Source organism: Bythopirellula goksoeyrii, assembly GCF_008065115.1.
Taxonomy (GTDB): domain Bacteria; phylum Planctomycetota; class Planctomycetia; order Pirellulales; family Lacipirellulaceae; genus Bythopirellula; species Bythopirellula goksoeyrii.
In genome coordinates this window covers 4,518,273-4,540,222 of record NZ_CP042913.1, presented here as the reverse complement: position 1 = coordinate 4,540,222, position 21,950 = coordinate 4,518,273, and the positions used below count along the sequence as shown (strand labels likewise).

Sequence of the window (21,950 nt, the reverse complement as noted above, 5' to 3'; positions counted from 1 at the left end):
CCGGGAGGTGACTCACAATACAGGCTAAGACAGGAAGAAATAGAACACGGATGAATGCTGATTCGGCGGATTTTCGCGGATCAGAATAACTCCAATTGAATCCGTATCTACCTGCTGGATTAGCGTTTTCCGCGGCCCATTTGTTGCTATTTGGGTTGTGCAGCGTGCCGAAAAATCGGAGTCACTATACGAAATAAAAGATTGCCTGATATGTAATCCATGCCTTTAATGGAAGAAGATCTTATCTATTTAGCATGCGTTGTGCTTCTTTGTTTCTTGTTCACTTTGAGAGGGGAATGATCTAATGAACTCCACTGGACGAACGACTTTTCTACTTTTTTTGGGTGCTCTTGTAGTAGCATCACTTCTTGCTTCTTCTTCAATGGCGGCGGTTATTGTCAATGATAGCTTCGCCGATGGCGATGTCACCCAGACTGGTGCATTAGATACCGATTGGTGGACTTCCAGTTCCTCGAGCGGGATTGAGATTTCACCTGGATCGCTAGGACTTGTCACTGGTACTTCGGGCCGAGGCATACATACGGTCTTCCCGGCCCAAACTTTGGCGAATGTTGGCGATGAGTTGAAGGTGTCCTATACGTTCACCACTCCAGATACCGTCGGCCGGCCATCGTCTTCTTCTATCCGAGTTGGGCTCTTTGACACCCTCGGCAGAGCGGGTTTAGATGACAATGTTTCGGCTTCTTCGAGTTCGCCGAACGATCTTTACGGAAACGCGGCTAATAGTGTCCCTGGTATTCCGGGCTATATGTTAGACATGGATCTTGGCGATGGGACCTCCGAAGATCTTAATTTCCGTGAGCACGATACGGCCAACGCCTCGGGTCGATTGATGGCCACGACCTCGGGGTTTAACAACATTCCAAACAGCGGACCAGATGGTGAGTATCAGTTTTTGCCAAATACAACCTACAACGGCACTTTCAACGTCAAGAGGATTAGTCTTACAGAAATGGAGCTATTTGGCTCACTTAGCCCTGGAGCGAATGGTATAGCTACTCATTTTACAACGGACGTGTTCGATTCTGCTACTATTGATATGCTAGGTTTCCATGTGAATTCAAATATCTTCGGATCATCCAACACTGCAGGAGATCTGGATAATGGGATCGATTTCTCCAACGTGACTATTGAGTTTTGCCCAGTACCGGAGCCCTCGAGTATTGCTCTAGTTCTAGGTGCTCTGATTGCCATGCCTGGAATACGAAGACGCGGCTGAATCCTATTTCGCGTTACGGTCTTTTTGGGTTAGCGGTCAGGATGTTGAATTGTTCAACATCCTGACCCGATACCCTTATATCTAATTAGATCCTCTCAATCAGAGAGATTGCGGCGCACTTATTGCCTTGGTCATTTCGTGATCCGGTTCGCACTGCGCAAGTAGTTTCCAAAACTGAGAGGAAGAAGTTGATCAATTGTGCTGGGTTCTTGGCAGTGAAGTTCGCCAATTAATGTCCGCACAAAGTTCAACACTAATCTTGATAATTAAAGGGGGTGCTTCATGTTGATTACTAAACAAAGTAAACAGACCAGCGTTGTTATTGGAAAATTGGTTCTCATTGGTGCGATCGGCTGCCCGTGGTTGGCAGGAACTAGCCACGCCACAATCATCGGCCAAGACAACTTTAGCGATGGCGACCGAACCACTGCAGACAACACCGCTGGCAATGGTGGAGGGCCGGGGCTGGAATGGTTCGCTTTGACCAACGAAGACAGCAGTACTACTGCACTTACTATTGTGGCGGATGATGGTAGCCCAGGAATCGGTGGCGGCAACAGTCTCAATATGCGGCCCAACTCCAGCAGCGGTAACCGGCCAGTGGTTACCAATTTCGCTCCGACTACCTTGGGAGCTGCCGTGGGGGACAAGATTATCACGAGCATGGATATTCGGCTCATCAGCGGGTTTGATTCGGATGGGTCGAATGTGACATTTCGAGTCGGGCTGTACAACTCCAACGGAACACCAATCATTGCCGATGGTCAGCGATTTGATATGGAGAGCGGGACCGGAAATGACTTCGGCTATTTTGCCCGTATTCCCTTTGGTGATGGTACTGGTTCTGGTAGTACCGATGCTCGGTTGAGTAAAGAAACAGGCGTTGCATCCGGCTCGTCAGAAGATCCGCTCTTTGGACAAGACAACTCGGCTGGCACGGGTGATGACGTAAGCGAACTTGGGCAGACTTCGACATTCCCTGTCACGATAGGTGACGACCAGAAGCATAGCATCCTCTTCAGCCTGGAGCGCACGGCGGGGGGTGTGCTGACTTCGATCCAAGTCGATGGTGCAACTCCCTTCACAGCGGAGGACACGACCTCACCATTTGAGACGTTTGATGAGTTCGCGATGACCAACATGCGTGCTACCGCAGAATGGCGCGTAGACAATGTGGTGATCGAGTCGGTCGCAATTCCAGAGCCTGCTACTCTGGGCCTGTTGATGGCTGGGATCGTTCTTTTGGTTCCGAGGAACCGTTTTTAGGGCAGTGCTACCCCTCCCCGGCCAGTTTTCAGATTTGTGGTTGGGGAGGGGTATTTCCACACGAACTTGTTTTTTACTCATATCCCGGAGTTCGTTGCATGTGCACGATTCGAAGGGGGACTTTGCAAAGATAAGGGATTTAGAGATGAGGGCTCGTTCTGCAAGTACATTCAATGCGCTATCTGCTGCAGTCATCCTGCTTGGTTTCTCGAGTTCGACAATTGCCGCGGATTTTTTCGTGTCGTCCGCCGATGATATCGAGACTGCCATGGAGACGGCCGCCCCGGGCGATTCACTGATCATGACCAATGGCACCTGGACGAATCAGGAGATCTATTTCGTAGGCTTGGGCACTGCGGGCAATCCAATTACCTTGCGGGCGCAGACGCCAGGTGGCGTCATCCTCAATGGTACGTCCCAACTTTTGATTTCGGGTGATCATCTCGTCGTGGACGGCTTGCACTTCAAAGGAGGGAGTATCGAAAACTCGGATCACGTCGTCCAGTTTCGCGGGCCCTTAGGTGAGGCGACCAATAGTCGCTTTACTAACTCTGTGATCGAGTCCTACTTCAATCCGAACGATCTTAACGACAAATGGCACTACGTCTCTCTCTACGGCCAGAACAATCGAGTGGACCACAACCGGTTCCTCGACCAACAGAACAGCGGCCCTCAGGTTGTCGCTTGGCTGGACGAGTCGAATCCACTTTCCGAAGCGCATCACACGATCGACGCGAACCATTTTGGAGACCGTCCACAAGGTTGGGAGAATGGTTTTGAAGCGATCCGACTTGGTCTCAGCGAAACAAGCAACTATGACGCTCACATTCTGGTTGAGAACAACCTCTTCGAGCGGGTGGATGGTGAGATCGAAATCATCTCTAGCAAGGCGAATGACAATGTTTTCCGCTACAACACCTTCCGGGAATCGGCAGGTACCTTGACACTCCGCCACGGGCACCGCGCAACGGTGGAAGGCAACTTCTTTCTTGGCGAAGGCCGAGAAGGATCTGGCGGCATTCGGGTGGTTGGCGAAGACCATATTATCGTCAATAACTACATCGCGGACGTAGATGATGAAGCGGACGGGGCGATCTCGCTTGCCTCGGGAACCACCGGCTCGGATCCAACCGGATACCAGCCGGTGAAAAACGCACTCATTGCCCACAACACGATCGTCAACGTCGGTGGGGCAGCCATCACGACGGACTGGGGGCATGGTTCGAGTGGGCGCTCGGTGCTCCCGCAGGACGTCACTATCGTCCGAAACCTGATCTCCAGCACGGCGGCGCCGCTTTTTGAAGGCCAGCAAGGGAGTGGTTACGTGTATGCCGACAATATTGCCTACGGGGCATCCTTGGGCATTGGCTCACGCCCCGGCATTATGGAGGTAGATCCCCAACTCGTACTTGGTCCCGATGGACTGTGGCGTCCGTCGGCAACCAGTCCTGCTGTTGATGCCGTTTCTGCTGACTATGTCACCGTCGACATGGACGGCCAACCTCGCATCAGCCTGTTCGACATTGGTGCCGACGAAGCCTCCTTCGCCCAGATAGTTCGCAAGCCTCTGACAACTTCCGACGTGGGAGCCTCGTGGTTCAACTACGAAGCACCCGACGTATGGCCACCACCGGTTCAGCTTCCACCAGGGCCTTACCAGGTCATTCAGGCAGAGGATTTTACTGCGATTACCGATCCCGACGGCAATGGGGAAGTCTGGGCCGTCGTTCAGGATAGCGCTGCCTCGGGTGGGTCTGTGATCAAAGCACCTACTGTAGGGGTCTCCACTGCCAGTTCAGCCAATCACGACACTCTGGCACTTTATGACATTTCGTTTAGCGAAGCCGGCGACTACACCGCGTACTACCTCGCTCGAGGTTTCGATGGTTCATCTAACAGTATTTTTACGCCGAGTGGCTTTGGTATCGATCCAACTGACACCGACCATCTCTCTGAGAATGGGGTCTTCCGTTGGGAAACAGGCGACGAATTTTCCATTAGTCAGTCCCACGTCGGCATGCCGCTTGAATTTCGCCTCGGTCGCCGAGAGAGGGGCTCCGAAATCGATGCGATCATTTTTCATCAGAATGGGGGTCTTACCGCCCAACAGCTTGATACATTCCTGGCCAACAGCCTGCCCGCGAGTGCCGACTTCGATGGCGATGGGGACGTCGATGGACACGATTTCTTGGCTTGGCAACGGGGCGATGCGCCCGGGGGAGCAACCCCTGAAAACCTGCAATTGTGGCAAGCCCAATATGGAAATCCCACCCTTGTGGCGGCCAACAGTGCCGTTCCTGAGCCAAACAGCATGTGTCTAATTTTGGGCGCTGTTCTCTTTTTGGTGATTGATCGCGGTGCAATGCAAGTATCTAAGGTTTCCGGAAGATATTCGGAAATTTGATAAAGCATAGTTCTCGCGCTACTATTAACCCAGGGCAATCTGAAGGAATCAAAAAGGGGGAAATTAGACGCGGACAATCGCAGATTTAGCGGATGATGCAGATTGTTTTAAAAGCTTGTTGTCTTCTGAAATCTGTGAAAATCTGCCAATCAGTGTTCATCCGTACCTAGTTACTCTTAGTATTCCCCAACTGCCGGAATTTCAGAATCGATTTCTGAAGAATTGGATTGTCGAATTGGTTGTCTTAGGCAATTATAGGTTAAGGCGAGCGATAACTCATCTGATTCTACTTCCTAGGTATTTCTGTTTTTGTTTGCACTCGAAATGGGCTGCTTGTTGGTGGCTCGATTACACCTCTTAGCATTTTTTGCAGTACTGATCACTATGAAAGGTCCCTCTTATGAAGACGTACCGAATTTTGTCGCTGGCAGCTAATGCTGTCATGTTCTTCACGCTAGCCGTCTCGTTTTCGCATGCAGCCGTTGTTTTTCAAGACGGTTTCGGTGACGGCGATCGCAACAACGACAATGTGCTTGATGGGGCCGATACTGATACGGGCACTGATGGCATTGGTACCTATATACCGGCTCGCTCTTCAAATACCGGCATGGCTACGAATGATGAAGTTGCAATCCCTTTGAACTCAAGCGATACAGGGTTGCGCTGGTTGTCCCACTCTGGGTTTACTGGCAGTAATTCTGGTGATCGCAGGGCCTTTATTGCCATCGTCGATGATACTCAGGGTGCGATGCTTGAGACGCAACCGACTACCACAACGGGCGGACTTAATACTACTGCCATCAATGATGGGTATGCACTCTCTTACAACGCAAAAGGCCGCGGTAACTCGGCTGCTGCAATATTCGGACAAACGATCTCATTGGGACCTCAAGTGGGAGACAAAGTCAAAGTCAGTTTTGATTGGCGCGTTTGGCGAGATGCACCTAATGCGAATTCCTTCGTGCAGCCAGATGATGCGCAATTGCGGTTTGGACTGTTTCAGGATACAGACGGGCAACTCGGCCAGACTAATCCGGTGGCTGGACCCGATGTAGATCTAGATATGAATGGCTCGTTTGAAACAATGACCTCGGCGGTATGGGGGCAAGACGACGGCTATTTTGATGGCACTAGAGGTAGCGTTTCCGTCGCTGGAAGTGACATCGGTAGCACGAACGACCGGGGCTGGTATGGTCAAGTAGTCATTGAAAATCCGAATGGATCTTTTCCACCGTTTTTCCCCAATGGGGGTGATTGGCGCATTCGTGAAGAGACCAATGTCCCTGGTACCGATCCAAACGATAAACGGATCATGCAGGGTACGGGTGATGACGATACTGTCGCTGTACCCCAAGAAATGAATCCAGGAACTGGAGACTATGGTTTAGTCAATCTGAGTGTTGACAAAGTCTACAATCTGTCGCTGACACTGGAACGATTTACCGACGTAAACCCGGGAGATACGATTCTGGCAAGTTTGACCGCGACTGATCGAGCCACCGGTATTTCTTACACACTTTCGGATTACGAACCGATCCTCAATAGCATGAGCGAGCCCGACGGAATTTCTAGCGACTCTTGGGATTACTTTGCAATTCGCAATACAGGACTCGATGACTTCGATATGCTGATCGACAATTTTAAGTTGGAGATTTTTGGTAGCAACGAGCCAGCTGACAATGCTGACTATGACGGCGATGGTGACGTTGATGGAAATGATTTCTTGTTCTGGCAACGAGGGAATTCTACCAACGCCGGTTCACCTGCTGATCTGCAACTTTGGCAGCAACAATATGGAACAAACCCTTTGGTAGCTGCTGTAGCTGCTGTTCCCGAGCCTACATCCCTTGTTTTGTTGAGCTTGTGTGGGGCGGCGTCTCTCGCCTTGCGTCGTCGTAGCAAGAGCTAGTTGTTTCTCGATAACCTTGTAAGCCGGTACGAGTTGAGCGAGTTCCGGCGTGTGTCACGTGCCAGTTAGAGTTCTGCCGCAAATTGCGTAACTCCTCCCGGCCAACAGCTTCCTTATGGAGTATCAATAATGTCTTCTCACAAATCTCAGCAGGAATTCAGGATGAGAATCTCACGGGGCTTTACCCTTGTAGAACTCTTAGTTGTGATCGCAATTATTGGTGTCTTGGTAGCATTGTTGTTGCCAGCCGTGCAAGCTGCCCGCGAGGCGGCTCGGCGGATGTCCTGCAGCAATAATCTGAAGCAATACGGTATCGCGCAGCTTAACTACGAAAGTACTAAGAAGACTTTCCCCCCTGCACGTCCCGGGCCTGATGCAACTGGATCACAAGAAGTGCGTTCCGTTGGACGTCCACCTGGACCTAGGGCCTCTGGAGGCAAAGGTTATGAGCGTTCTGGCGTAAGCGGCTTTGTTCTAGTATTGCCGTTTATGGAACAACAGGCGCTGTATGACAGATTTGACATCGAGAATGGGGATAGTGTCTGGCTGAGTAGCGTAGCTCAAGTCTCGTGGAAAACGCCGCAAAAGGAAGAAGCCATCGGTACTCGACCAAATTTTGTCGTTTGTCCATCCAGCACGATGCTTCCGCAATCGGAAGTCAGTAACTTCCAATCGTGGAATATCGTCCCGGCGACCGGGTCCTATGCATTATGCGCTGGACATCGTGGTATTAATAAGTTCGGCGTGGATGCATGTATGGTGAAGCACCACAATACGGGGATTCACCTGTATTGGACGAGAGTTAAGATGCAACAAATTGAAGATGGAACAAGTAACACAATTTCTGCTGGTGAGGTGATTGATGGTCACACGCAAGATAGTTCTAACATTTGGACTTATACGCTTAGATTCGGCGATTCCTACCGTGTTACCGAGGCGGCGGTAAACACACCTACTGGCGTAGAGTGCGCAGTAGCTGGGGATAATCCAGGATGTTTCAATGGCGCGTTCGCCAGTCGACATCCTGGTGGAGCACAATTCGTATATGCGGATGGTCACGTGACCTTGATCAGCGAGGATATCGACCTGGTTACCTATCAAGACTTGTCGACTATCGCAGGAAAACCGCTTGCCATGGATGCAGTGGATGATGTTTTCTGCTCTCAGCCAGGTTATTGAATCGAGTTGAAAATGGTGACTTCCAAAACTCAGTGGTCCATTGTGAAGCGTTTGTTCCTCGTTCCGTGTGCTATTGCTTCGATATTGATGAGCCTAACCAGTTGTGGTGAGTCTGAGGCAAAACGCGTTCCTGTGGCAGGAGTCGTGTTGATAGATGGCGAGCCGCTTGAGGGGGGAACGATCCGATTTGTGCCTGAACAAGGCCGTCCGGGAAGTAGCACTATTTTGGATGACGGTAGCTTTGAAATTGCTGCCGAGAGTATCGATAAACCCTTTGAAAACGGGTTGCCCCTTGGTATCTATCGGGTGGAAATCGCTTCCTCTGAAATAGTCGATGACGAGACGATAATCTGGAAAGCTCCCCAACACTATGCTGATTTTCGCACTTCTGGTTTAGAAGTAGTCATTAACAATAAGAATGAAGCCTTGACGATTGAGTTGGTTTCCGAGGGATCCAAAGAGGACAGCGCGAAAGTTGAAAATAATGTCGACCCTGAAAGCAAAGCTATAGATGAAGTGGAGTCGTCCAAGATACCCGCTGACACTAAGTCTGAAGAGGCTGAGGAATCATGATGCAGAGTGAAGCATTCGATGTTCAGCAATGCGAGCAGTCCACCTGGGACAAACGCTGGTTTACTATTTTGCTTGCTGTCATCGTGATAGCCGGCTGTAGTGACGGTAGGCCAGAAAGAGTGCCGGTTTCGGGCACAGTGCTCATAAATGGCCAACCACTTACCAGTGGTAATATTAAATTTGTCCCCAGTAATGGTCGTCCTTCCGGCAGCAAGATTGACGAACAAGGCCATTTCAATTTGACATGTTACGACGGAAACGACGGTGCACTTTTAGGCAAACATCAAGTGCAAGTGTCCTCAAACCGCATCATCAGCGATAGCAAGATCGAGTGGTATGCACCCAAGAAATACGCTGACTTTCGAACTTCGGGTATTGAAATCGAAGTCACGGAGCCAATCGAAGGTTTAGAGGTAGAACTCAGTTGGGGCGACAAAAAAGGGCCATACATCGATTGATGGTTCGAGAAGGTTCCCCCATGAGATATTTTTTTTGCATTATATTCCGATTGCGTACAAGGTTTGCTCTGGCCGTGAGTGGTTTGGCGACTGCTGCACTCTCACCTACCCCAGTATTTGCGATCGACTTCATGGTTTCCTCCGCCTCACAGATCAACACAGCCATGCAATCCGCCCAACCAGGGGATACGCTGATTATGACGGATGGCGTCTGGACGAATCAGCAGATCAGTTTCGCGGGATTCGGAACCTCATCGAACCCTATTACTTTGCGAACTCAGACTCCTGGTGGTGTGATTCTCAACGGATCCTCGACGCTAGATATTTCCGGCGACTGGCTAGTGGCCGACGGTCTAAGATTTGAGGGAGGCGCCTTGAACAATGGTTCTAATGCCATCATCGAATTCCGTGGTTCCAATGGCGAAGCCACGAATAGTCGGCTCACGAACTCCACGATCGTGGGTTACAACCCGCCGAGTGTCAATGACCGGTATCATTGGGTCGAATTGTTTGGCCAGAACAATCGTGTGGATCACAATCGATTCGAGAATCAGAATCATTCTGGAGTGACAGTGGTCGTGCGACGGGATAATACGTCTGCCAATAGCCACTTGATTGACGCGAATCACTTTGTCGATCGTCCCGTACCTAACAACCCCGCCGATGGCAATGGATTCGAGACAATTCGCATCGGAACAAGTGATGAATCTTTGAGTGACTCCTTCACCACTGTGGAGAACAATCTCTTTGAGCGACTCGACGGTGAAATAGAGATCATCTCGAACAAGTCTGGCAACAACACTTATCGCTACAACACGTTTCGCGATTCGAAAGGGACTCTTACCCTGCGTCACGGCAACGACACGCTCGTAGAAGGAAACTTCTTTCTTGGGGGGGATACGAACAATAGCGGAGCAATTCGCGTCATCGGCGAGAGGCAGACGATCGTCAACAACTACATTGCCAATGTTGACGATCGCGCCGGTGGCGCGATTTCCATCTCAGCGGGAGTGCAAAACTCAGCACTCAATCAGTATTTCCAGGTAAAAGACGCTGTGATCGCTCATAACACCTTGGTCAATACCCAGGGGGTGATGCTTACTTTCGATGATGGGTTGGGAAGCAGCAGTCGGACCTTGTTGGCAGAGAATGTGACTGTGGCTAACAATATTTTTCGTAGCGATGGTCCGACGATCTTTGAAGGGAACGAAGGTGCAGGTTGGACCTGGGAAGGGAATATCGCGTTCGGTGGTAGCTTAGGGCCCAAGAACGGCAGCGTGGGCATTGGCAATGTAAATCCTCAACTTCAACTCGATGCCGATGGGCTTTGGCGGCTCAGTTCCGGGAGTCCTGCGATCGATAATGCTGTCGTCGGTAGTTACAGCAGCATCATTACCCACGACATGGATGGTCAGGAACGCATCGGACTGATGGATATCGGTGCCGACGAATTTTCGACGGCGCAGATTGTTCGTAAACCACTTGTGGCGGGAGATGTCGGCCCAAGCTGGCTGCAGCCCGTTGATCCACCTGGTGGGGGAGGGGGGTGCTTCGCACGTGGTTGTGCGATCCAAGCAGAGGACTATGCGGCAGTACTCGACCCCGCCGGTAATGGGCTGAAGTGGACCACTGTTGTTGATGCAGAGGCCCTTGGCGGCGAAGCGATTCGTGCTCCCTCGGGATCAATCGTCAATCTGCCTGGCACTCATGACACGCTCGCCGTTTACGACCTGACTTTCGAGCAGCAGGGCACCTATCGGGCCTACTACCGCGCCAAAGGAACCAATGGCAGTTCGGACAGTCTCTATGTTCCCGACGATTTCAATATCGATCCCACAGTGAATGAGGGAACCACTCAAAGTGGGACTTACATTTGGGAAACCGGGGGCCTGTTTACGATTACCTCGTCGAATGTTGGTGTGCCACTCGAGTTTCGCATCGGCAGACGGGAAGCGAACAATCAACTAGATGCCTTGGTCCTCGATTCGGATCATTCCCTCACACCTTCTGAGCTCGACGCCTTGTTCGATGAGATGTTCGTCGCAGGCGACTTCAACGAGGATGGTTTCGTCGATGGGAATGATCTGTTGGCTTGGCAGGCTGGGTATGGAACATCCGGTTCAGCAAGCCACATGGATGGCGATGCTAACGAAGATGGTAATGTCGATGGGACAGATTTCCTCATTTGGCAACGCGGTTTCACGGGGTCAGCGCCGCTGACTTCACAGGCAGTACCCGTCCCTGAATGCACGGGGATGACGCTTTGTCTCCTAGGTCTCTTGGTGCCTGCTTTTTGCACCCGGAGTAGAAATTCAACGCGACTTTTAATCAGGAGTAGCCTTTTCCATGTCTAATCAACACGCCCCTCAAGCTGGATCACGTCGCGAGTTTTTGAAGACTTCCGCACTCGCTGCAGCAGCTGCCGCTCCGTATTTTGTTCCAGCCTCGGCGTTTGGCGCCAATGCACCGAGCAATCGAGTAACACTGGGCTGCATCGGTGTTGGCAATCAAGGCTTTCCGGTGATGAAGCGTTTTCTAGAGAACGATGCATGCCAAGTCTTAGCCGTTTGCGATGTGAATCGTGGCAGCAGTGGCTATAAGGATGATAAACATGTTTATGGCCGTGAGCCGGCACGTGAGGAAGTCGAAGGCTATTACGGCAAATCGAGTGAGTCCGGTTCCTACAAGGGCTGTGAGGCATACAACGATTTTCGAGACATTCTGAGTCGCGACGACATCGACGCAGTAATCATTGCGACCCCTGACCATTGGCATAGCACGATGACTGTGCAGGCTTGCAAGGCAGGTAAGGATGTTTATTGCGAGAAGCCTTTGGGACTTACTATTGGTGATCAACAAGCGATGGTTAAGGCGGTGCGCGAGAATGATCGCATCTTGCAGACCGGCAGTCACGAACGTTCCAACCCGAATGTGCGTCGTCTGGTTGACATCGTCCAAAGTGGTGCTCTGGGTGAGATAAAACGGGTCGTCTGCAATGTGGGAAGGCATAACATGATCAGCCCGGGTCCGGGGTGGAAACCTATGCCAGTTCCGGATGGGTTTGATTACGCCATGTGGCTCGGCCCCGCCCCTGATGCACCCTATCACAAGGATCGTTGCCTGTATCGGTTCCGTTTCAACTATGACTATGCGGGTGGCCAAGTCACTAACTTTGGAGCCCATTCGCTTGACATGGCCCAGTGGGCACTAGGCATGGATAAGTCAGGACCTGTTGAAGTCGAGCATGTTTATGCGGACTTCCTGCCCGAAGGAAGCCTCTTCAACGCTGCCACCTACACGCATTTTCGTTGCACTTACGACAACGGGGTTGTACTCGATTGCATGACGGGAGTCCCTGAGGTGCGTTGCATCGTTGAAGGGACCGAGGGAAGCGTTCGCGTCGAAAACCAGGGCCGTAATTTCTTTACGATCGCGGAGGGGATTAAGTCGGATGTATGCGGCTCGGAAGTTCCTGACGTCTATGTTAGCAACGACGACCATCAGCGCAATTTCATCGATTGTGTGAAGTCACGCGAAGAGCCAGCGGCACCCGTTGAAGTCGGACACCGAAGTGCGACCGTTTGCCATCTAGGGAATATCGCTTTGCGTCTTGGTACCAAAGTGAAATGGGATCCTGCTAGCGAACAGATTGTTGATAACAAAGAGGCAAGTGCCTTTCTGAATCGTCCTACCAACCAATCGTGGAACACCTAAGAAGCGACCCCGAGTCACTTGTTTTCCTAATTGTCACGAGTTTTTTTGAATAGTTTTTGATGACCCCTCCGAACACTTCACATACGCTGAGTACGCAGTCTACGACTGGCAAAGCGACCGATATCACCGTCTCCGGTGTGGAACTGTACTTCTTACCAGTTACCACTCGAGTGCCGCTGAAATTTGGCTCAGAAACGTTGAGCAGCGTGACATGTGCGCGTGTCCGAATAAGTGTTGAAGATCGCTCTGGTCGCAAAGCCGAGGGTTGGGGGGAAACGCCACTGAGCGTCCCATGGGTTTGGCCGAGCACGATTTCGCATCGCAGGAGAGATCTTGCTCTGCGAGATTTTTGTGAACAGCTTGCGTCGGCCTGGTCTGAGTTTCCCGGCTATGGTCATGCCATGGAGATTGGCCACGAGTTTCAAGAGAACACTTTGCCGACGCTTCTGGCTGGGTTCAACCGAGATTGCGCGCCTGAAGAACGCATGCCGCTACTGGCGGGGTTGGTCTGCTGCTCGCCGTTCGATATTGCTCTGCATGATGCGTACGGGAATCTCCACGATCGCCCCATCTACGACTGCTACAACGCCGAGTTTATGAATCATGACTTGTCCCACTACTTGGGTGAGTCCGATGCAGACGGCGTCGATTTTGCGGGCAAATATCCCATCGATTATATGACGGATAATGTCCCCGAAGAACTTCCCGTTTGGCATTTGGTGGGAGGAGTAGACCTGCTTGATCCTTCAGAAATGAATGGTTCTATCCCGCTAGACGGCGAGCCGTTTCTGTTAGAAGACTGGATCAACCGAGACGGTCTGCAAAATTTGAAAGTCAAACTTCGCGGCAACGATGCGGAATGGGACTTTGACCGCTTGGTCCAAGTTGGTCTTATCGCCGCCAAACACGGTTCTTACACGCTCAGTGCGGATTTCAATTGCACCGTTCTTGAGCCCGCTTACGTCAATGGAGTCCTCGACCGGTTATCTGCTGAACACCCTGATATTTACGATTCGATTTTGTACGTCGAACAACCGTTTCCTTACGATCTTGAAGCCAACAAGATTGATGTTTCGAGTGTGTCGAGTCGCAAGCCGTTGCTGATGGACGAAAGTGCTCACAATTGGCAGCTGGTTCGACTCGGCAGGGAACTTGGCTGGACTGGGGTGGCGTTGAAAACTTGTAAAACGCAGACCGGTGCGATCCTGACACTTTGTTGGGCGAAGGCCCATGGGATGAGCATTATGGTCCAGGATCTAACCAATCCTATGCTTGCCCAGATCCCTCATGTGTTGCTCGCAGCAAACGCAGGTACTCTTTTGGGAGTAGAATCCAACGCCATGCAATTCTACCCTAAAGCGTCGTTACCTGAAGCACAGGTCCATCCAGGACTCTACCAACGTCGAGAGGGCAAACTGGATCTTCGATCGATCGATGGTTCGGGATTCGGCTATCGAGTTCAGGAGATCTCAAGAGAACTTGGAGAGCCCGCCGTCAGGTTCGGAAGTTTTGTAATAGACTAGCTCTAACGGATGTAAAAAAGTCCATGATTCGCTCTCTCGCAATCCTCTTGGTAGTGGTTTATCACTCCGCCTTTCCACATGAACTTCGGGCTGATTCGCCGCCCGACTTGCTGATCTGGGAAGCTGACCATCTCGCTAGCACGAAAGCTGCCTTGAAAGATCCGACACCTGAGTTGCAGGCTGCAGTAGATAGGTTGATGCGACAGGCGGACAAAGCCTTGGAGAACGAATCTTACTCGGTGACCTACAACGCCCATGTCCCTCCAAGTGGCGACAAGCACGACTATGCCAGCTTTGGTGCCTATTGGTGGCCGGATCCCTCGAAGGAGGATGGCTTGCCTTTTATTCGCCGAGATGGTGAAACGAACCACGAGCAGAAAAAGCTCGGCGATAAAGGGCACTTCGGAGACTTCACAAAAGATGTCGAGACTCTTTCGCTTGCCTATTACTATCTTGATGATGAACGCTATGCTAAGCATGCCATTCATCTGATTGATGATTGGTTCTTGAACCCTGAAACATGCATGAATCCCCATCTTCGATACGCCCAGGCGGTGCTTGGCCGAAATGAAGGGAAAAACTCTGGCATCATCGACACCCGAGACTTCATGTACGTTCTTGAATCTCTAGAACTGCTCAAGAAATCTCCCAGCTACAGCCAGGAATTTGAAAACGGTTTAAAGCAATGGTTCACTGAATTTCTGATCTGGTTGCAGACCAGTGAGCTTGGCAAGAAAGAATGCCAAGCCAAGAACAATCACGGCTCTTGGTACCATGTTCAGGCACTGCGTATCGCCCTGTTCTTGGGCCAAACTGAACTGGCACGCGAACTCTTGGAGAATGTCCGTGACGAATTGATACCCAATCAAATCGCGAAAGATGGAACTCAGCCAGAGGAATTGGCAAGGACCAACTCATTTCATTACAGCATCTTCAATTTGCAGGCACTAGGCATTGCAGCCCGCTTGGGGGAATCGCTCGACTTTGATCTCTGGCGCTTTCGAGACAAAGATGGCAAAGGAATACAGGATGCTGCCGAGTATCTGCTGCCTTATGTAAACGGCACTGCTAGATGGCCTCATGAGCAGATTAGCGAATATCATATCTCCCCACTGACGAACCAGTTCCTTCGTATGTTGTCGGTGCGATATGAAGAACCAGGATGGCTCGATGTTTCTACTGAATTATTAGAGGGATATCCCACGGTCGACCCCGCAATTCTCATCAGCGCCGCCTTCGACAAGCAGCAAGAGAACTAACCAACATTTCAACTCGCAACGGAGTTCACTAAGTATGAAACCTGAAGATTATGCGTCACCCATCTCTCGACGAGATTTCGGCATGGGTTTGGCCATCGCAGCAGCGGCAACGACGCTTCCCTCAAGACTTGTTGCTGCAGAGGCCGCCCAGCCCAAGCAGCGTAAATTCTGTGCGTTCATCAAATTCTTACAGGACCTCGACTACGATCAACTTGCCGATGCTATTGCGGAGGCCGGGTTTGATGGAGTCGAAGTGCCGGCTCGCGACAATGGTGGTTATATAAAGCCCGCCGTCGCGGCTGATGAGTTGCCGAAACTGCAAGAAGCTCTTGCGAAACGCAACCTGGAGATCACGATTCTCACGACGGAAATCGTTAGTGCGGATCAACCGTACGCCAGGCCGTTGTTAGAAGCCGCAGCGGCACTTAAGATTCCCCGCTATCGGCTCGGCTTTTATCGCTATGATCTGAAAAGACCCATTTTGGAGCAAGTAGCAGAATTGCAGCCGACGTTCCAAGGTCTCGCGGATATGAACCGTGAGATTGGAATTGCCGGAATTTACCAGAATCATTGCGGGGCTGATTTTGTCGGAGCAACCATCTGGGATTTGCAAAGGCTTCTCAAGGACTATCCGGTCTCGGAATTGGGTTGCGTGTTCGACTTCCGGCACGCCCAGGTAGAAGCCGGCGAAGCCTGGCCGGTCTATTACGATGTCATAGAACCACACATCTCTGTTGTTTCCGTGAAGGACTATGTTTGGGACGGCGCGAAATCAAAGCACACTCCATTGGGACAAGGTAGACTGGATCCCAAGTGCCTCAAAGTACTGAACGCATCGAATTTTTCTGGCCCTATCTCCGTTCATGTCGAGTATCTTCCCAAGGGAAGCGTCGATGAAAACCTTCAGGCCCTCAAGTCGGATCTGCAAACATTAAAAAAGATGCTTGCGGCTTGAGGTAGAAGTAAACTTGTCAGGATATGTTGGGGTTTTTAGGGAGTGTTACTAGTGTCACGACTTCAGGGAAAAAAGGCGATCGTCACCGGTGGCGGCCAAGGGTTGGGGCGTGCCATCTCAGAAGAGTTGATGCGACTTGGTTGCGACGTCGCTATTCACTATTACAAGAGCGCAGAAGGCAGCCAGCAAGTAAAACAATGTGCCCCTGCAAGTGTGCGGGCGGAGTGCTTTGCCGCTGATCTAACTATCGAGTCCGAAGCATCTGCGATGGTAGACGCCGCAGTCGAGTTTCTGGGTGGCCTGGATGTCGTCGTGAACAATTCAGGAGATATTATTGCACGTCGTCGCTTGGGCGAGGTTGATAGTGAGTTTTGGAAACGAGTGATGGATGTGAACGTAACCAGCATGATGCTGGTAACTCGCCAGGCATTGTCTTATCTGCAGGGGAGTGAGAACTCCAGCGTCGTGAACATCGCCTCCCTCGCAGGGCGTATGGGTGGCCATGCAGGTTCATTAGTCTATGCAACTGCCAAAGGTGCCGTGCTCACCTGGACCAGGTCGCTGGCGAAAGAACTTGGGCCGCAGGGTATCCGAGTTAACGCCGTCGCTCCCGGGCTTATTCTGGGTACGGCATTTCATGCAACGCATACCACGCCTGAGTCTGCTGCAAAAACAGTTGCCGGTATTCCCTTGGGACGAGCAGGAAACCCAGAAGATGTTGCAAGAGCTGTCGCCTTCTTTGCGAGCGAGTACGATGGCTTTATCACTGGAGCGACTTTGGACATAAACGGCGGCGTATTCGGCTGCTGAAATGCTATGTGGCGATCTCGAGGCTCTCGAAAAATCCACACCTATCAAACATCGGAAACTAGCTGGAACCGTTGTCTAATCTTAAAGCAGTTTCTTTAATTGCTCGCACAACCATCATGCTTCTAATGTTGTCCAGTGGATTCAAAACGCATGAACTTGCTCCTACATACCGGCAGCCAAGGCCTGCAGATGGCGTTCGAAGTGTTCTGCCAGGATTTCTGTGTAGGTATCCGGGTGAGCCACTAACAGATCTCGCAGGCTCTTTCCAAATTCTGGGTGGGTTAGCACAGATCCGAAAGTGCAATGGAGAATCTGTCGCCCCGGGGCAGTGAAGCCCTTCCCTGCAGGGACGTCAGACCATCGCTCCAAGTAAGCTTGTTCAAGTGCGACCGTGTCGGTGATTTCACTGGCAGGTGCTGCTGACTCAAGAGTGGCCGAGACGTGATAAGTCGCTTTGTCGGTATCGTACCGGCCTCGGCAAAAATCGACCATTCTGCGGAAGAATGGTTCGTCATGCCTCAATACGACGCGCAATGCTTCCAGGTAGCTAGTGCCTGCCGTCTTAACGTGGAATTGGCCATTGGTCGCCCGGGCCAATGCCGCATAGATGGACAGCTTGTCGGAACCTGAGTGGAGACTCAACTTGTAGGGTCCCAATTGCTTGGCAATCGCGGCGTGGTCCTGAAGTGACTTTTCTAGCGCACCGATGTCTCCCTTATAATCGACTCCCTTTTCGAAATCGCCGATGAACCGAGGTGCCAGACTCACCAGTTTCATGCCATTTTTTAGGCACTGGTCAGCCACGATGTAGTGTTCGGGTAGCGTAGTGGGTTGATCGGTCTCGTCGACACTCAGCTCAATCTCGTAATCGCGATTGGCAGTTTCCTGTACCTGGCGGATGTGCTTAGCGAGTCCGACTGCATGGTTGATCGCTGGCCCATACTTCACGGCACAGCGGAGGCAAGCCTGCTCATCCAAGGATATCTTTGTTCCCGTGGAGAGGGTTACTTCTTGATTCAGATAAGTGTCCCACCAATTGATAGAATCGCTGACCGCGTCGAATTTCTCTCGGAGGGTCGCTTCGTCGTAATTGTCGGCCTTCTGGTCGACGTGATCAGACGGATCAATCGTAAAGAAGGTGAAACCTGCCGCAGCAGTGACGTCGACATCGGCCGGGGTCTTTAAGTGGTCTGCGTCTGCGCCAGTCGGTCCGGTCCAACCCGCTTGCTTCATGCCTCCGAGGGCGTCAGCCATGACTCCCTCAGCGGTTCTGCTAGTTCGTGCCATCTCGCGGATCGATTGTTGGGGGAAGATCGGAAGAATTCCTTCGCCAGCGCGGTTCATCGCCTCCACATGTCCGGGAGTGGCGAGCCCGATTCGATCACCAAAACCGAAGCTGGCTGCGGTACCCAGTGTCTGGCATTTGTTGTTAGTAGTGCTCATGAACGATCTTTCCTATTCTAGTGCGTTGTTCGTTTGTTCGTATGATAATGTGAGCGGAATGGCGCTTGCCACCGCATATCCGAACCTATCGGCGGCTAGCCGCTCAGCTCAGTTCCAATGATTCCTTGTGCTTCTTCATCAGTTGACTCCAAGTGCTTCAGGGAGTGCCATCGAAAGTGGAGCCCAATAGGTGGTCAGCAGCAACGCAGCCAGCATGGCCACAAAGAATGGCAACATGGGGCGGGTCACTTCTGCGATAGTAGTCTTGCCAACGCCACAGCCGACGAACAAACAAGTTCCTACTGGCGGAGTACACAGGCCGATGCATAGGTTAACGATCATCATCACCCCAAAATGTACGGGGTGCATGCCCAGCTTGGTAACTACCGGCAAGAAAATCGGCGTGAAGATCAACACCGCAGGAGTCATGTCCATTACTGTTCCGACCAACAGTAGAAGAATATTGATCAACAACAAGATGACGTAAGGGTTGTCGGACAACGATAGCATTGCCGAACTGACGGCCTGTGGAATATTCTCGTAGGCCAGTACCCAAGAAAGTGCCTGACTGGTGCCAATCAACAGAAAAATCACGGCTGTGGTAATACCGGTCTGGAGGCAGATACGCGGTAAATCGGAAGGTTTGATCTCTCGGTATAAGAGTACACCGAGCAATAGAGCATAGAGTACGGCAATCGCGGCGGCTTCGGTTGGCGAAAACGCTCCACCCAGAATGCCGGCTAATACAATCACGATCAACGCCATGCTGGGGAGCGCACCGATGGCAGTACGAAAGATCTTTTTCCAGGAGGCTGGTTCTTCCGCGAGCCCTGGTTTGTTTCGGCTTACGAGCAGACACACCAGCATGATTGCTAGTCCCATAGTGATGCCTGGGAGCACGCCGGCAAGGAACATGGCTACCACGGACACATTCCCACCGGTGACCACGGCGTAGACGATCATGATATTGCTCGGCGGGATGACCAAACCTGTGGTGGCAGAGGTAGTGGTCACAGCAACGCTGAAGCGACGGTCGTAACCCTTGCGGGTCATCTCGGGGATGAGCATTCCTCCGACTGAAGAGACAGCTGCCGTCGCAGAGCCTGATATGGCGCCGAACATCATACAAGTGAGTGTGCTAACATAGGAAAGTCCACCGCGATATTGGCCAACCAAGGCGGAAGCAAAATCAATGAGCCGCCTCGCCATCCCTCCTTCGCCCATGAGGATGCCGGCGAGTACAAAAAAAGGAATGGCCAGAAGGGGGAAACTTGCGATCCCGGTGCTTAGACGTTGCGCAATAATCGTGCAAGCGGGTACAGTCCCGAGCGAGACGATCGTGAGTAACGTGCAAACACCAATCGCCACGGCCACGGGTACATTGATCAACACCAAGACAACAAAGCTGGCGATCAGAATGGCGACTTGGATTTCCATAGTGTGATATCGAGGGCAGAGCGATTAATCGAGAGCCGCATCCTGGTCGGGTGTGAGGTTCGAATCGTCTTTAATTGCCGTTTCCAGAAACTGCTCCACACCGTAGATCGCCATAAAGATTCCGCTGATCGGAAGGGCCAAATAGGCGTACCCCACTTTCAAGCCAAGTGCTGGAGTAACCTGGTTAGCAGCGAGTGTTTCTGTCACCAAAATAAATCCACCATAAACCATCACGAGCATAGCGAAAGCCACAACGATACACTGGGAGACCAGGGCCAGTAACTTTTTGACGTCAGGATCAAGTTGTTCCACGAAATAGTCGAAACCTAAATGCTCCTTACGGCCATAGGCAACAGCAGCCCCCAAGAGAGCAACCCACATCAGCAGCAGCTTCGCAATCTCTTCTGTCCAGCGGCTGGGGGAATTCATGATGAAGCGAGTGAAGACACCCCAGAGCACGTCGGCAACCATCACGATTACGACCAGAATCACGAGCCATTCCAGGAGAGTATCCAGGGTTCGCTTGAAGCGGAGCAGTGCTGGCTTCATGGTAACTCCTGGATGCGTTTAATAAGGCTTCCAATTGGCGTTTCTTGCAGCTTATCTACCATTGGCTTGACCCGCTGAGCAAACGGCAACTTGTCCGGATGGTGGACGGTTACTCCCTGTTGCTCGACAGCTTGAAGTACCTCGGCAGTTTTTTCTTGCCAAAGTTTGCGTTGAAACTCTGCTGCCTCATCGGCAGATTCCTTGACCCATTGTTGCACTTGAGGGGACAAGTTTTTCCACACGGGCTCACTGATCAATAGAATATCAGGGACGCGGGCATGTTCGTCGAGAGAGAGATGCTTGCACACTTCGAAATGGCGATTCGAGTAAAAGCTGGGAGGATTGTTTTCTGCGCCGTCGACCATCCCTTGCTGGAGTCCCGTATAAAGTTCGCCAAAACTCATAGGAGTTGGCGAGCCTCCTAAGGCTTCGACCATTTCCATCGCTGTTTGACTTTCCTGGACGCGAATCTTTAGGCCCTTTAGATCATTGGGTGTGAGTATTGGTTTTTTTACAGTGTAGAAGCTGCGCGCGCCTGCATCGAGATAACAAAGTCCTCGCAGGCCAACCTCGCTGCCTTTCAGGAGGAGTTCGTTGCCGATCTCGCCGGTATAAACCTGCCAGGCGTGTGCATCATCCCGGAAAAGATAAGGAACCCCAAAGATGGCGAACTCCGGCAGGAAGCCCTCGAGAGGAGCCGTGGAGGTCTTGGTCATGTCGAGGGCACCGCGCTGAAGTTGTTCGATACACTCAGTCTCGGAACCAAGCTGCCCGTTGGGAAAGATCTGCAATTCGACAGACCCTGCCGATTTCTCTTGGAGGCGCTGCGCCATGTGTTCTAAGGCGAGATGAACGGGGTGTTGTTGATCGAGAGAATGGCCCAGTTTGAGGATCATTCCTGTGCCATTATTCTGACGTTCGGAATTAACATGGCGAACGCATAGGGCAAATACGCCGGTCGACAACAACACACCCAGCAAGAAGCCGGCCAGGAGATACGATTTGCTTTTACCAAGCACGCGAACTGCTTTCGAAGGTGAAGATATAGACTTCGGATAGTACCAAATGAAATTAATGATCGGACCAAGCAGTTTAGGATAGCGATTGTTTGAGAAGAATCAATATCCGACGAGAACAAAGTAGCATGTCTGCCCCGTGGGCCAGCTACCCGTTTGAACAATAAAAAAAGGGGCCTCGATGAACAGCCCCGTTCACCGAGACCCCAGAGAAG

General features: G+C 51.5%; 17 protein-coding genes. 13 read left to right on the top strand and 4 right to left on the bottom strand.

The window, feature by feature from the left end:
* Positions 1-304: 304 nt before the first annotated feature.
* From Pr1d_RS17905 to Pr1d_RS17845, 13 genes are all read left to right on the top strand, one after another.
* Entirely contained in the window at positions 305-1,240 is a 936-nt protein-coding gene (locus tag Pr1d_RS17905; protein ID WP_148074806.1) for a hypothetical protein, read from the top strand.
* Positions 1,241-1,522: 282 nt separating this feature from the next.
* Positions 1,523-2,506, top strand: coding sequence for a PEP-CTERM sorting domain-containing protein (locus tag Pr1d_RS17900; RefSeq protein WP_148074805.1), 984 nt, complete (start codon positions 1,523-1,525; stop codon positions 2,504-2,506).
* 145 nt (positions 2,507-2,651) lie between these two features.
* The gene (locus tag Pr1d_RS17895; RefSeq protein WP_148074804.1) at positions 2,652-4,910 is read left to right on the top strand and encodes a polysaccharide lyase 6 family protein; all 2,259 of its coding nucleotides are present in this window, start codon (positions 2,652-2,654) and stop codon (positions 4,908-4,910) included.
* A 400-nt stretch (positions 4,911-5,310) separates the two neighbouring features.
* The gene (locus Pr1d_RS17890) at positions 5,311-6,819 is read left to right on the top strand and encodes a PEP-CTERM sorting domain-containing protein (protein ID WP_148074803.1); all 1,509 of its coding nucleotides are present in this window, start codon (positions 5,311-5,313) and stop codon (positions 6,817-6,819) included.
* A gap of 162 nt (positions 6,820-6,981) precedes the next feature.
* Positions 6,982-7,998, top strand: coding sequence for a DUF1559 domain-containing protein (locus tag Pr1d_RS17885; protein ID WP_168205328.1), 1,017 nt, complete (start codon positions 6,982-6,984; stop codon positions 7,996-7,998).
* Positions 7,999-8,010: 12 nt separating this feature from the next.
* A complete protein-coding gene (locus Pr1d_RS17880; RefSeq protein ID WP_148074801.1) occupies positions 8,011-8,571 on the top strand; it encodes a hypothetical protein in 561 nt (186 codons plus the stop codon).
* Positions 8,568-9,029 (top strand): hypothetical protein, encoded by a 462-nt coding sequence (locus tag Pr1d_RS17875; RefSeq protein WP_148074800.1) that lies wholly within the window; start codon positions 8,568-8,570, stop codon positions 9,027-9,029. The genes Pr1d_RS17880 and Pr1d_RS17875 overlap by 4 nt, the downstream gene beginning before the upstream one ends.
* Before the next feature lie 20 nt (positions 9,030-9,049).
* A complete protein-coding gene (locus Pr1d_RS17870; RefSeq protein WP_168205327.1) occupies positions 9,050-11,383 on the top strand; it encodes a chondroitinase-B domain-containing protein in 2,334 nt (777 codons plus the stop codon).
* On the top strand, positions 11,376-12,743 hold the full coding sequence (locus Pr1d_RS17865; protein ID WP_148074798.1) for a Gfo/Idh/MocA family protein: 1,368 nt from the start codon (positions 11,376-11,378) through the stop codon (positions 12,741-12,743). Before Pr1d_RS17870 ends, Pr1d_RS17865 begins: the two co-directional genes overlap by 8 nt.
* Before the next feature lie 59 nt (positions 12,744-12,802).
* Positions 12,803-14,266: an enolase C-terminal domain-like protein gene (locus Pr1d_RS17860; protein WP_148074797.1), complete on the top strand. Its 1,464-nt coding sequence runs from the start codon at positions 12,803-12,805 to the stop codon at positions 14,264-14,266.
* A gap of 23 nt (positions 14,267-14,289) precedes the next feature.
* Complete coding sequence (locus tag Pr1d_RS17855) at positions 14,290-15,525, top strand: alginate lyase family protein (protein ID WP_148074796.1); 1,236 nt, start codon at positions 14,290-14,292, stop codon at positions 15,523-15,525.
* A gap of 34 nt (positions 15,526-15,559) precedes the next feature.
* The gene (locus tag Pr1d_RS17850; protein ID WP_148074795.1) at positions 15,560-16,480 is read left to right on the top strand and encodes a sugar phosphate isomerase/epimerase family protein; all 921 of its coding nucleotides are present in this window, start codon (positions 15,560-15,562) and stop codon (positions 16,478-16,480) included.
* A gap of 51 nt (positions 16,481-16,531) precedes the next feature.
* Positions 16,532-17,290, top strand: coding sequence for an SDR family NAD(P)-dependent oxidoreductase (locus tag Pr1d_RS17845; protein ID WP_148074794.1), 759 nt, complete (start codon positions 16,532-16,534; stop codon positions 17,288-17,290).
* 162 nt (positions 17,291-17,452) lie between these two features.
* On the opposite strand, the gene Pr1d_RS17840 is transcribed toward Pr1d_RS17845, so the two are convergent.
* The 4 genes from Pr1d_RS17840 to Pr1d_RS17825 form a co-directional block, all read right to left on the bottom strand.
* Positions 17,453-18,733, bottom strand: a complete 1,281-nt coding sequence (locus Pr1d_RS17840; RefSeq protein WP_148074793.1) for a tagaturonate epimerase family protein — start codon at positions 18,731-18,733, stop codon at positions 17,453-17,455.
* 138 nt (positions 18,734-18,871) lie between these two features.
* A complete protein-coding gene (locus Pr1d_RS17835) occupies positions 18,872-20,170 on the bottom strand; it encodes a TRAP transporter large permease (protein WP_148074792.1) in 1,299 nt (432 codons plus the stop codon).
* Between the two features lie 24 nt (positions 20,171-20,194).
* Complete coding sequence (locus Pr1d_RS17830; protein WP_148074791.1) at positions 20,195-20,719, bottom strand: TRAP transporter small permease; 525 nt, start codon at positions 20,717-20,719, stop codon at positions 20,195-20,197.
* On the bottom strand, positions 20,716-21,738 hold the full coding sequence (locus Pr1d_RS17825) for a TRAP transporter substrate-binding protein (protein WP_210417764.1): 1,023 nt from the start codon (positions 21,736-21,738) through the stop codon (positions 20,716-20,718). The genes Pr1d_RS17830 and Pr1d_RS17825 overlap by 4 nt, the downstream gene beginning before the upstream one ends.
* Positions 21,739-21,950: the final 212 nt, after the last annotated feature.

Excerpts from the sequence above, each read along its gene's own strand:
- Pr1d_RS17905 (WP_148074806.1), top strand. The coding sequence starts at position 305 with ATGAACTCCACTGGACGAACGACTTTTCTACTTTTTTTGGGTGCTCTT.
- Pr1d_RS17900 (WP_148074805.1), top strand. The coding sequence starts at position 1,523 with ATGTTGATTACTAAACAAAGTAAACAGACCAGCGTTGTTATTGGAAAA.
- Pr1d_RS17895 (WP_148074804.1), top strand. The coding sequence starts at position 2,652 with ATGAGGGCTCGTTCTGCAAGTACATTCAATGCGCTATCTGCTGCAGTC.
- Pr1d_RS17890 (WP_148074803.1), top strand. The coding sequence starts at position 5,311 with ATGAAGACGTACCGAATTTTGTCGCTGGCAGCTAATGCTGTCATGTTC.
- Pr1d_RS17885 (WP_168205328.1), top strand. The coding sequence starts at position 6,982 with ATGAGAATCTCACGGGGCTTTACCCTTGTAGAACTCTTAGTTGTGATC.
- Pr1d_RS17880 (WP_148074801.1), top strand. The coding sequence starts at position 8,011 with ATGGTGACTTCCAAAACTCAGTGGTCCATTGTGAAGCGTTTGTTCCTC.
- Pr1d_RS17875 (WP_148074800.1), top strand. The coding sequence starts at position 8,568 with ATGATGCAGAGTGAAGCATTCGATGTTCAGCAATGCGAGCAGTCCACC.
- Pr1d_RS17870 (WP_168205327.1), top strand. The coding sequence starts at position 9,050 with ATGAGATATTTTTTTTGCATTATATTCCGATTGCGTACAAGGTTTGCT.
- Pr1d_RS17865 (WP_148074798.1), top strand. The coding sequence starts at position 11,376 with ATGTCTAATCAACACGCCCCTCAAGCTGGATCACGTCGCGAGTTTTTG.
- Pr1d_RS17860 (WP_148074797.1), top strand. The coding sequence starts at position 12,803 with ATGACCCCTCCGAACACTTCACATACGCTGAGTACGCAGTCTACGACT.
- Pr1d_RS17855 (WP_148074796.1), top strand. The coding sequence starts at position 14,290 with ATGATTCGCTCTCTCGCAATCCTCTTGGTAGTGGTTTATCACTCCGCC.
- Pr1d_RS17850 (WP_148074795.1), top strand. The coding sequence starts at position 15,560 with ATGAAACCTGAAGATTATGCGTCACCCATCTCTCGACGAGATTTCGGC.
- Pr1d_RS17840 (WP_148074793.1), bottom strand. The coding sequence starts at position 18,733 with ATGAGCACTACTAACAACAAATGCCAGACACTGGGTACCGCAGCCAGC.
- Pr1d_RS17835 (WP_148074792.1), bottom strand. The coding sequence starts at position 20,170 with ATGGAAATCCAAGTCGCCATTCTGATCGCCAGCTTTGTTGTCTTGGTG.
- Pr1d_RS17830 (WP_148074791.1), bottom strand. The coding sequence starts at position 20,719 with ATGAAGCCAGCACTGCTCCGCTTCAAGCGAACCCTGGATACTCTCCTG.